Here is a 10571-nt window from a genome sequence, read left to right as displayed (position 1 = left end):
ACGCCGCTCAACCCTGCAGTCCCAGCAGCTGCGGTGGCCCCCGCGCCGCAGCTGCTGGGACTGCAGGGTTGAGCGGCGTCGTCCCCCGGGCGAAGCCTGGCGCCCGGGGGACGGCGGCCCGCCACCGAAGCCGTATCCTCGTGACTTGTGATGGTCGCCGCAGTGTTGTGCCTGGGCGTCGCGTTCGTGACCGCGGCGCTGGGAGTCTGGTCGCTGACGCGGCCCGCCCCCATCGGTGACTTCGTCCGTCAGGTGCTGCGCGGGGTCGCCCCGATTCAGTTGGCCGCAGCCGTGATGCTGGCGGCCGGCGGAGCGGTCGCGCTGTCTGCGACGGCGTCGACGGCATCGGTCGTGCTCGCAGTCTGCGTCATCGGCGCGGTGGCGACGCTGGCCGCGGGCTGCTGGCAGAGCGCCAAGGTTGTGGCCCGAGCCAACTCGCGGCAGAGCGCCGACGCCGGGTGTGCCGGGTCGTGCGCGGCCTGCACGCTGTCCTGCCGCTGAGGTCAGTTCCGGCTGAGGTCGATCGGGTGCGTCGCCAAAAGCGGTAGCGGCATCGGCTGACGACGCAGCACCCTGCCCCACAGATCAGTCCGCGGCTCGGCGAGGACATCCGACGGCAGCGCCGACAGGACGATCCAGTCGTCGCGCTCGATCTCCCCCTCGAGCTGGCCGATGGTCCAGCCCGAATAGCCGGCGAAGATGCGGACGCCTTCGACCATCGGAGCCACTGCGTCGGGATCCGCGTCGAGGTCGACCATCGCGATGCGCCCCTGGATGTGCCGCAACCCCGGCACCCCGGTGACGTCGACGCCCACCCGCAACGTGGCCAGACAGAGTGCGGCATCGCGCTTGACCGGACCGCCGACGAACATCGTCTTCGGCTTCGTGGCCAACTTCACCCATTGCGGCAGCACGTTGTAGACGGCCGTCTCGCTGGCCCGGTTCAGCACCACCCCGAGGGTGCCCCCGTCGTTGTGCTCGACGACGTAGATCACGCTGCGCCGGAACGTGGGCTCCAGCAGATCGGTGTTCGCCAACAGCAATGTGCCCGCGCGCACCCGGTGCGCCGCTGGGGCGACGAAATCCTCCGGGTCCTCTGGCTGCGCCACCGGTCCATTCTGTCATCACCACTGCCGCGCGGAGGCGAACAAGCCGGCCCCGGCGCAATATTTGTACTGTGGTGTCCGGTCGCGCCACTGCCGACCTTCGACGCGCCACCCACTCCTAGGACGTGACCTCCGTGCCCGACGATCGCGCATCCCGCGCAGGGTGGAGTTCGGTATGGCAGACGACGAAGTCCCTGCCCGGGTTCCGCCGCCTCCTGGAACTGCGGGCCGTCAGCCAGTTCGGTGACGGGCTGTTCCAGGCCGGTCTCGCCGGCGCGATCCTGTTCAACCCCGAGCGCGCGGCCGACCCGTGGGCGATCGCCGCGGCGTTCGCCGTGCTGTTCCTGCCGTACTCGGTGCTCGGACCCTTCGCCGGTGCGCTGCTGGACCGATGGGATCGGCGCGTGGTGCTCATCGGCGCCAACACCGGCCGTCTCGTGCTGGTCCTCGTCGTCGGCACGCTGCTCGCAGCGGGTCTGGGTGATCTGCCGATCCTGTTGGGCGCGCTGGTGGTCAACGGGATGACGCGGTTCGTCTCATCGGGGCTCTCGGCGGCGCTGCCGCACGTGGTGCCGCGTGAGCAGGTGGTGGCGATGAACTCGGTCGCGACGGCCACCGGCGCCGCGGCGGCGTTCTTCGGTGCGAACTTCATGCTGCTGCCGCGCTGGTTGTTCGGCTCCAGCGATTCCGGCGCGTCGATGATCATCTTCCTGGTGGCGGTCCCGGTCGCGCTGGCGCTGTGGCTGTCGGTGCGCTTCCCGCCGCGGGTGCTGGGTCCAGACGACAGTGCCCGGGCCGTGCACGGATCCGTTGCCTACGCCGTAGCGACGGGATGGCTGCACGGCGCCCGCACGGTGCTCGCCGTGCCCACCGTGACCGCGACCCTGGCGGGGCTCTCGGCGCACCGGATGGCGTTCGGCCTCAACACGTTGCTCGTGTTGGTGATCGTGCGGCACAGCGGCACGGCCGCGGTGGCGGGGCTGGGCACCGCGGTGCTGTTCGTGGCGGCGACGGGTATCGGTTCCTTCCTGGCGACGGCGGTGACGCCGATCCTCGTGAAGCGCTGGGGCCGCTACGCCACCCCGATCTGGGCACTGGCATTCGCCGCAGCCGTCCAGTTGTGCGGCGCGACGTTACGGCTGCCGGTGATGATCGCGTGCGGCTTCCTGCTCGGCGGAGCCGGTCAGGTGGTCAAGTTGTGCGCCGATACCGCGATGCAGATCGACGTCGACGACGCCCTGCGCGGACACGTCTTCACGGTGCAGGACGCGCTGTTCTGGATGGCGTTCATCCTCGCGATCGCCGCGGCGGCGTTCGTGATGCCGGCCGACGGGCATGCGCCCGCAGTCGCCATCGCCGGCACCGCGATCTACCTCGTGGGACTTGCCGTCTACGCGACCGTGGCGCGGCGGCGACGCCCCGCGGGCTAGGGTGACCGCCATGGCCGGAGCTGCCCCCATCGTCGCTGACCTGCGCGCCGAGAGCGACGATCTGGATGCGCTGGTCGCGGACCTCCCGGCAGCGCGCTGGGCAACCGACACACCCGCGCCCGGGTGGACGATCGCGCATCAGATCGCGCATCTGCTGTGGACTGATCGCACGTCCCTGATCGCCGTCACCGATGAGGACGCCTTTGGCTCTGACGTCGTCTCCGCCGCGGCGCAGAACCCCAGCGGCTTCGTCGACGCCGCCGCCGAAGAGTTGGCCGGCACCGCGCCCGAGGCATTGCTCGCTGATTGGCGGGCCACCCGCGCCGCGCTGCACGACGCCCTGGTGACTGTGCCCGAGGGTCGCAAGCTGCCCTGGTTCGGACCGCCGATGAGCGCCGCGTCCATGGCCACCGCCCGGCTGATGGAGACTTGGGCGCATGGTCTCGATGTCGCCGATGCCCTCGGCGTGACCCGCACACCGACGGCGCGGCTGCGGTCGATCGTGCACATCGGCGTGCGGACCCGCGATTTCGCCTACAGCGTGCACGGGCTGACGCCGCCGGCCGAACCGTTCCACGTGAAACTTTCTGCTCCCGACGGCAGCGAGTGGACCTGGGGGCCCGAGGATGCCGCGCAGCGGGTGCAGGGCTCCGCCGAGCACTTCTGCATGCTGGTGACGCAACGGCGCCCGCGGTCCGCGCTCGACATCGTCGCCGTCGGATCGGACGCCGAACAATGGCTCACGATCGCGCAGGCGTTCGCGGGCCCGCCCGGGGCCGGGCGGGGCTGAACCTCAGATAGGCGTGGCGCTGTCCGCGGCGCCATCGCCGTCGGCGTCGGCCAATCGGACGTCCCAGCGGCCGTCGGCGTCCGTGTCGACCCAGGCGGTGCCCGTCCCGAATGCCCGGTCGGCCAGCCCGTCACCATCAGAATCGACCAGCCGTTCGTCGGCCAGCCCGTCGCCGTCCAGATCCACCGTCGCGGTACCGGCCGGATGCTCGACGCCGTCGAGCCCGAGCCATCGCAACGCCGCCCCGGGGTCCAGGTGCACCGCCCACGTGCCTGTCCCGTCGTCGGTCACGGTCACCGCACCCGCTCCCCCGACACCGAGCACACCGTGTTCGGCGAGTCCGTCCGCATCGAGATCGGCGAGCGCGTCGTCGACCAGGCCGTCGTGATCCAGATCCAGCATCACCGCATCCAGCACACCGTCACCGTCGACGTCGGTCATCGGGTCGGCACTCCACATCGTCGCGCCGCCGTCGAGGTCGCCCAAGCAGTACTCCATGACTGTCAGACGCACGGCTACCGCTGCTCGTTCCACCACCTGAGCAATTCCTCGACCGCCTCGTCGTGGCTGAGCGGGCCGCGATCCAGACGCACCTCCTTGAGGTGGTTCCACGCCTGCCCGACCGCGGGGCCGGGCGGGATGCCGAGGAGCGTCATGATCTCGTTGCCGTCGATGTCCGGCCGAACGCGCGCCAGATCCTCCTTGGCCGCCAACTCCGCGATGCGGTGCTCGAGATCGTCGTAATTGGCCTGCAGCCGGGCCGCGCGGCGCTTGTTGCGCGTCGTGCAGTCGGCCCGCACGAGCTTGTGCAATCGGCTCAGCAGCGGTCCGGCGTCGGTCACGTAGCGGCGCACCGCCGAATCCGTCCACCGGCCTTCGCCGTAGCCGTGGAATCGCAGATGCAGGTAGACCAGCTGCGACACGTCGTCGACCATCTGCTTGGAGTACTTCAACGCGCGCATCCGCTTTCGGGTCATCTTCGCGCCGACCACCTCGTGGTGGTGGAAGCTGACGCCGCCGTCGGGCTCGTGGCGCCGGGTCGCGGGCTTGCCGATGTCGTGCAGCAGCGCCGCCCAGCGCAACACCAGATCCGGGCCGTCCGTTTCGAGATCAATGGCCTGCCGCAGCACGGTCAGCGAATGTTGGTACACGTCCTTGTGCTGGTGGTGCTCGTCGATGGCCATGCGCATCGCCCCGACCTCGGGCAGCACGATCTCGCCCAACCCGGTCTGCACCATCAGATCCACCCCCGCGACGGGGTCGGCGCCGAGAAGCATCTTGTCGAGCTCGGCCGCCACCCGCTCGACGCTGATCCGAGACAGCTGCGGCGCCATCTCGGTCAGCGCCTGCCGCACCCGCGGCGACACCGTGAAGCCGAGCTGGGACGCGAACCGCGCCGCCCGCAGCATCCGCAGCGGATCGTCGGTGAAACTCACCTCGGGTTCGGCCGGGGTGTCCAGCGTGCGGGCCTGCAGCGCGGCGAGCCCGCCGAGCGGATCCAGGAACTCCCCCAGCCCGCCGGGCAGCTCAGGGTCCAAGCGCACCGCCATCGCGTTGACGGTGAAGTCACGACGGACCAGATCGTCGGCGAGGTTGTCGCCGAAGCGCACCTCGGGATGGCGGGTGACGTGGTCGTAGGAGTCGGCACGGAACGTGGTGATCTCCAGGCGGTCGCCGTTCTTGCCGACGCCGAGGGTGCCGAACTCGATGCCGGTGTCCCAGAGCGCATCGGCCCAGCCGGCCAGCAGCGGCTTCATCTGCTCCGGGCGCGCGTCGGTGGTGAAGTCCAGATCGGTGTCGAGCCGGCCCAGCAGCGCGTCGCGCACACTGCCGCCCACCAGATAGATCGAATGCCCCGCATCGGTGAACACCCGGCCGAGCGCCTGCAGCACCTTGTGGTGCCGCCCCAGGGACACCTGCGCGGCAGCCAGCAGTTCGGCGACATCTTGTCCGGACGAGGGCTCAGGCACGTCCGATGAGCCTACTGGTCACAGCCATGTCACCGACCGGCGAGTGCGGCGTGGCCGATAGTTCATGGCAGCTACTATCGCTTGGGTGTCGGACGGCGAGCAGCCAAAACCTCGACGACGCCGCGGGCGGCGTCGGGGCCGACGCGCGGCAGGACCGCCCGAGGCAGGCACCCAACAGCCGGCCGGGCCGCGGGACGACAACCCCGCCGACGCCCCGTCTGCGACTCCCAAACCCCAACGCTCCGGGCCGCGACGGCCCGCCGAACGCCTGCGCACCGTGCACGAGACCTCCGCGGGCGGCCTGGTCATCGACGGCCTCGACGGGCCGAAGGAAAGCCAGGTCGCCGCTCTGATCGGCCGGACCGACCGCCGCGGGCGCATGCTGTGGTCCCTGCCCAAGGGCCACATCGAACGGGGCGAGACCGCCGAACAGACCGCGATCCGGGAGGTCGCCGAGGAGACCGGCATCCAGGGAAGCGTGCTGGCAGCGCTGGGCAGCATCGACTATTGGTTCGTCACCGAGGGCCGGCGGGTCCACAAGACCGTGCACCACTATCTGATGCGGTTCGCCGGTGGCGAGCTGTCCGATGAGGACGTCGAGGTCACCGAGGTCGCCTGGGTGCCGCTGCAGGAACTGCCAAAGCGGCTGGCCTACGCCGACGAACGCCGGCTCGCCGAGGTCGCCGACGAGTTGATCGACAAACTGCACAGCGACGGGCCCGCGGCGCTGCCTCCGCTGCCCCGCAGCACACCGCGGCGCCGGGGACAGACGCACTCGCGCACCCGCAACCACAGGACTGATCCGACGGCGCAACCCCAGCCGGGCCGACGGGCGAACGGCTACGGTCAGGGTCCGTGATCGGTCTGCCCGCGCGCCTGCTCGCCGCGGTCGTCGCCCTGCTGGCTGCCGTTCTGCCGATCGTCGCGCCCGCCGTCGCGGACGCCCAGCCGGCCACGCAGCCGTCCCCCCTGCCGTTCCTCACCGTTCAGATCGACAGCATCACCCCGGATGTGGTCACCACCACGAGCGACCCGATGGTCACGGTCACCGGCACCATCCGCAACGTCGGCGACCGCGCGGTGCGCGACGTGGTGGTGCGCCTGGAACGGGCCGGTCCGGTGGCGTCGTCGACCGCGCTGCGCACCGACCTCGCCGGCAACGTCGACCAGTTCCAGCCGGTCGCCGACTTCATCACGATCGCCCCGGAGATGGCCCGGGGCCAGAACGTCCCGTTCCGGCTGTCGTACCCGCTGCGCTCGGCGGATCATCCGTCCTTCGACGTCAGCGAGCCGGGTGTCTACCCGGTGATGGTGAACGTCAACGGCACGCCGGACTACGGGGCGCCGGCCCGCCTCGACGACTCCCGCTTCCTGCTGCCCGTCGTGGGCGTACCGCCTGATCAGCAGAACGACGCGGCCACCGACACGGTGACGTCCGCAGTACCCCCGGACACCACCAGGCCCGTCGGCCTGACGATGCTCTGGCCGCTGGCCGACCGGCCCTCACTCGCGGCAGGCGCCCCGGGCGGCACCACCCCGGTGCGGCTCATCGACGACGATCTGGCGACGTCCCTCGCACCGGGCGGCCGGCTCGACAGTTTGCTGACCGCAGCGGACTTCGCGACCAGCCCGCAGGTCGACCCGGGTGGTGAGGTCACCGGCGGGCTGTGCCTGGCCGTCGACCCCGACCTTCTGGTCACGGTGAACGCGATGACCAACGGCTACGTCGTCAACGACGCCGCGGACGCGGGCCCGCGCACCACGCCGACGCATCCGGGCACCGGGCAGCAGGCCGCCATCGGCTGGCTCGCCCGGCTCAAGGCGCTGGCCCAGCGGATGTGCGTGACCGCGACGCCGTATGCCCAAGCCGACCTCGACGCGCTGCACCGCGTCAACGATCCGGCGTTGGCTGCGGCCGCGACCGGCGGCGCCGCCGACGTGGTCGATCAGATCCTCGGCGTGGCCTCCACCCGCGGCGCCACCATCGTCGGCGACGGACCCCTCACCGCGGCCGCCGTCGATCTGATGTCCGCGCAGGGTCCGACCGTGGCGCTAGCGGCGGCCAACCTGACCGGTCCGGACGAGGCAGAGGGCGGGCAACCGCAGACCGCGGACACAGCGCCGGTGCGGTACACGCCGAACGTGGTGGCCGCAACCTTCGATCCCGCCGTCGGCGCCGCGCTGGCCGGCATGGGCACCGCGCCGGAATCCCCGTCCTATCTGGCTCCGTCGTTGAGCATCTCGGTGAAACAGGACTCGGCGATCGCACGTCGACAGGACGCGCTCGGTGCACTGCTCTGGCGGGGCCTGGATCCCGACGCCTCACCGCGGGGCCAGCTGATCGTGCCGCCGCTGATGTGGAACGCCACCGCCGAGGACGCAGAGGCCGTCCTGACCACCGTCGCCACCACGATCCGGTCGGGACTCGCCGCGCCGCGACCGCTGCGGGCGGTGCTCGACGAAGCCGCCACCGTCCACGGCAGCGCGCCACCCCCCGCCGACAACGTCGGCAACCCGCGCGGGCGCTTCGACGACGGCGTGGTGTCCGGGATCGCAGCGACCACCAACCGACTCCGCGGCCTCACCGACGCCTTGACCACCGACGACCGCACGGGGCTGACCGGACCGCAGTACACGGCGCCGCTGCGCGAGGACATGCTGCGGGCCCTGAGCCAGTCGGTACCGCCGGATGCGCGCAACGGGCTCGCCCAGCAGCGGCTGACCACTGTCGGCGGCACCGTGGAGGACTTGTTCAAGGCCGTGACGATCGTCAATCCCGGCGGCTCCTACACCCTGGCCACCGAGCGCAGCCCGCTGCCGCTGGCGCTACGCAACGATCTGCCCGTCCCGATTCGGGTGCGCCTGCAGATCGACGCCCCGCCCGGCATGACGGTGACCGACCCCGGCGAGATCGTGCTGCCGCCCGGCTTCCTTCCGCTCAAGGTGCCCATCGAGGTCCACTTCACCCAGCGGGTGGCCGTGGACGTGTCGCTGCGCACGGTCGACGGCTTGTCGCTCGGCGAGCCGGTGCGGCTGTCTGTGCACTCCAACGCATACGGCAAGGTGCTGTTCTTCATCACGCTGACCGGAGGTGCGGTGCTGGTGCTGCTCGTCGGGCGCCGACTGTGGCACAGGTTCCGCGGCCAGCCCGACCGCGCCGATCTCGAGGCCGATCCGCACCGCCCCGACCCGATCGAGGTGGCGCTGGCCTACTCGGACGACGAGCGGAGGCGCCGGTGAGTACGGCGCAACCACGGCGGGCCCCGGCCCGTGCCGAGCTCTCCGACGCCGCGGTGGTGTCGCGCTCGTGGGGGATGGCGCTGGCCACGCTGGTCAGCCGGCTCACCGGGTTCGCCCGGATCGTGCTGCTCGCCGCGATCCTCGGTGCAGCGCTGTCGAGTGCGTTCACGGTGGCCAACCAGCTGCCCAACATGATTGCCGCGCTGGTGCTGGAGGCGACGTTCACCGCGATCTTCGTGCCGGTGCTCGCCCGCGCCGAACGTGACGACCCCGACGGCGGATCCGCTTTCATCCGACGGCTTCTGACGCTGGCCACCACCCTGCTGATCGTGGTGACGATCATCTCGACCGCCGGCGCCCCGTTGCTGGTCGATCTGATGCTGGGGTCGGAACCCCTGGTGGACCGGCCGTTGACCACGGCGTTCGCCTACCTGCTGTTGCCGCAGATCATCTTCTACGGGCTGTCGTCGGTGTTCATGGCAATACTGAACACCCGCAACATCTTCGGGCCCCCGGCGTGGGCGCCCGTGGTCAACAACGTCGTCGCGATCCTCACCCTGGGCCTGTATCTCCTTGTGCCGGGCGAACTCTCACTGAACCCGGTGACGATGGGCGACGCCAAGCTCCTGGTCCTCGGCATCGGGACGACGCTGGGCGTCGTCGCACAGGCGGCAGTGCTGTTCGTGGCGATCCGTCGCGAGCGGGTCAGCCTGCGGCCGCTGTGGGGCATCGACGCGCGACTGAAGAAGTTCGGGATGATGGCGCTGGCGATGGTGCTCTACGTGCTCATCAGCCAGGTCGGGTTCATCGTCGGCAATCAGGTCGCCAGCGGTGCGGCAGCGTCGGGCCCGGCGATCTACAACTACACGTGGCTGATCCTGCAGCTGCCGTTCGGCATCGTCGGGGTGACGGTGCTGACCGTCGTGATGCCGCGCCTGTCCCGGAACGCGGCGGCCGGCGACGGACCTGCTGTGCTCGCCGATCTGTCGTTGGCGACCCGCTTGACGATGGTGACGCTGATCCCGGTGGTCGCGTTGATGACGGTCGGCGGTCCGGCGATCGGCAGCGCGCTGTTCTCTTACGGCAACTTCGGCGCCGTCGACGCCGGCTACCTCGGCATGGCGATCACGCTGTCGGCGTTCACGCTGATCCCGTACGCCCTGGTTCTGCTGCAGCTGCGGGTGTTCTATGCCCGCGAGGAGCCGTGGACGCCGATCCTGCTGATCGTGGTGATCACGGCCGTGAAGGTCGCCGGCTCGCTGGCGGCGCCGCACCTGACCACGAACCGGGAGCTGGTCGCCGGCTACCTCGGCCTGGCCAACGGTCTGGGCTTTCTGGCCGGTGCCACACTCGGCTATCTGCTGCTGCGTAATCGTCTGAATCCACCCGGCGGGCGGCTGTTCTCCACCGACGTCGTGCGCACCGTGCTGGTCACGATCACGGCGGCGCTCGCGGCCGGCCTGATCGCCCACGTGCTCGACCGGCTGGCAGGGCTGGGATCGCTGACCGACCATTTCGGGGCGGCCGGGTCCCTGCTGCGGCTGGCTGTGCTGGGCCTGGTCATGGGTCCGATCATCGCCGGAATCCTGCTCGCCGCGAAGGTTCCCGAGGCGGTTGCGGCGGCGGGCGCGGTGCGGACGCGCCTCGGTCGCCGCCACGCCGATGCCGGGGCCTCCGTCTCGACCCGGCCGGACGGGGGGCTCACGTACCCTGATCTCACCTCGACGCGACGGACGCGTCAGTTTCCCGGGACGACGCACCCGGGACAGGGAGGCATGGTTGGCGAACACAGGACCGGGAAAGGAGCTGCCGTGAGCGACACATCCGCCGGTGGTAATCCGAACCCCTGGCAAACGTCCGACCCGGCCGACCCTGCCAACCCTTCGAAGACCGCGCGCATCGATCGCCCGTCGGCTGACGACTTCCAGCCCGACGTGCCGGAGATCGACGAACCGGCCCCGGCCGAGCCTGTCGACCCCACCCCCGCCGACGGCAGGCATCGCCTCGGTCGGCGAGGCGGCGTCGGCGGGGGTGG

At 70.8% G+C, this 10571-nt stretch carries 9 protein-coding genes; 6 read left to right on the top strand and 3 right to left on the bottom strand.

The features are described from left to right. The first annotated feature begins 147 nt into the window (after window positions 1–147). Complete coding sequence (locus DMB80_RS27220; RefSeq protein ID WP_111512674.1) at window positions 148–501, top strand: hypothetical protein; 354 nt, start codon at window positions 148–150, stop codon at window positions 499–501. Window positions 502–503: 2 nt separating this feature from the next. Here the strand turns inward: DMB80_RS27220 and DMB80_RS27215 are convergent, their stop codons facing one another. Beyond that, a complete protein-coding gene (locus tag DMB80_RS27215; RefSeq protein ID WP_046364580.1) occupies window positions 504–1109 on the bottom strand; it encodes a YqgE/AlgH family protein in 606 nt (201 codons plus the stop codon). Between the two features lie 131 nt (window positions 1110–1240). Between DMB80_RS27215 and DMB80_RS27210 the strand changes: the two genes are divergently transcribed. Both DMB80_RS27210 and DMB80_RS27205 read left to right on the top strand, forming a co-directional pair. Further along, on the top strand, window positions 1241–2536 hold the full coding sequence (locus tag DMB80_RS27210; RefSeq protein WP_111512678.1) for an MFS transporter: 1296 nt from the start codon (window positions 1241–1243) through the stop codon (window positions 2534–2536). 10 nt (window positions 2537–2546) lie between these two features. After that, window positions 2547–3326 carry a TIGR03084 family metal-binding protein gene (locus DMB80_RS27205; protein WP_111512677.1) on the top strand — a complete coding sequence of 260 codons (780 nt, stop codon included), beginning with the start codon at window positions 2547–2549 and terminating at the stop codon, window positions 3324–3326. A gap of 3 nt (window positions 3327–3329) precedes the next feature. Here DMB80_RS27205 and DMB80_RS27200 read toward each other — a convergent pair whose 3' ends face one another. Together DMB80_RS27200 and DMB80_RS27195 are read right to left on the bottom strand one after the other, a co-directional pair. Continuing rightward, window positions 3330–3824, bottom strand: a complete 495-nt coding sequence (locus tag DMB80_RS27200; protein ID WP_111512673.1) for a pullulanase — start codon at window positions 3822–3824, stop codon at window positions 3330–3332. 17 nt (window positions 3825–3841) lie between these two features. Further along, window positions 3842–5296, bottom strand: coding sequence for a CCA tRNA nucleotidyltransferase (locus DMB80_RS27195; RefSeq protein ID WP_111512672.1), 1455 nt, complete (start codon window positions 5294–5296; stop codon window positions 3842–3844). An 85-nt stretch (window positions 5297–5381) separates the two neighbouring features. Here DMB80_RS27195 and DMB80_RS27190 point away from each other — a divergent pair, with 85 nt between their 5' ends. From DMB80_RS27190 to murJ, 3 genes are all read left to right on the top strand, one after another. Continuing rightward, window positions 5382–6155: an NUDIX hydrolase gene (locus DMB80_RS27190; protein WP_205538976.1), complete on the top strand. Its 774-nt coding sequence runs from the start codon at window positions 5382–5384 to the stop codon at window positions 6153–6155. Next, the gene (locus tag DMB80_RS27185) at window positions 6152–8536 is read left to right on the top strand and encodes a DUF6049 family protein (RefSeq protein WP_420812247.1); all 2385 of its coding nucleotides are present in this window, start codon (window positions 6152–6154) and stop codon (window positions 8534–8536) included. Before DMB80_RS27190 ends, DMB80_RS27185 begins: the two co-directional genes overlap by 4 nt. A gap of 74 nt (window positions 8537–8610) precedes the next feature. After that, a partial coding sequence (gene murJ, locus DMB80_RS27180) for a murein biosynthesis integral membrane protein MurJ (protein WP_111512675.1) occupies window positions 8611–10571 on the top strand: 1961 nt, incomplete at its 3' end.

The organism is Mycobacterium kyogaense, assembly GCF_003254575.1.
Taxonomy (GTDB): domain Bacteria; phylum Actinomycetota; class Actinomycetes; order Mycobacteriales; family Mycobacteriaceae; genus Mycobacterium; species Mycobacterium kyogaense.
The sequence above is the reverse complement of the archived record's forward strand: the minus strand, read 5'-3'. Positions and strand labels throughout refer to the sequence as shown.

What these genes read in the sequence shown, in the direction of transcription:
- DMB80_RS27200 (WP_111512673.1), bottom strand. Translation starts at nt 3,824, where the DNA reads ATGGAGTACTGCTTGGGCGACCTCGACGGCGGCGCGACGATGTGGAGT.
- DMB80_RS27205 (WP_111512677.1), top strand. Translation starts at nt 2,547, where the DNA reads ATGGCCGGAGCTGCCCCCATCGTCGCTGACCTGCGCGCCGAGAGCGAC.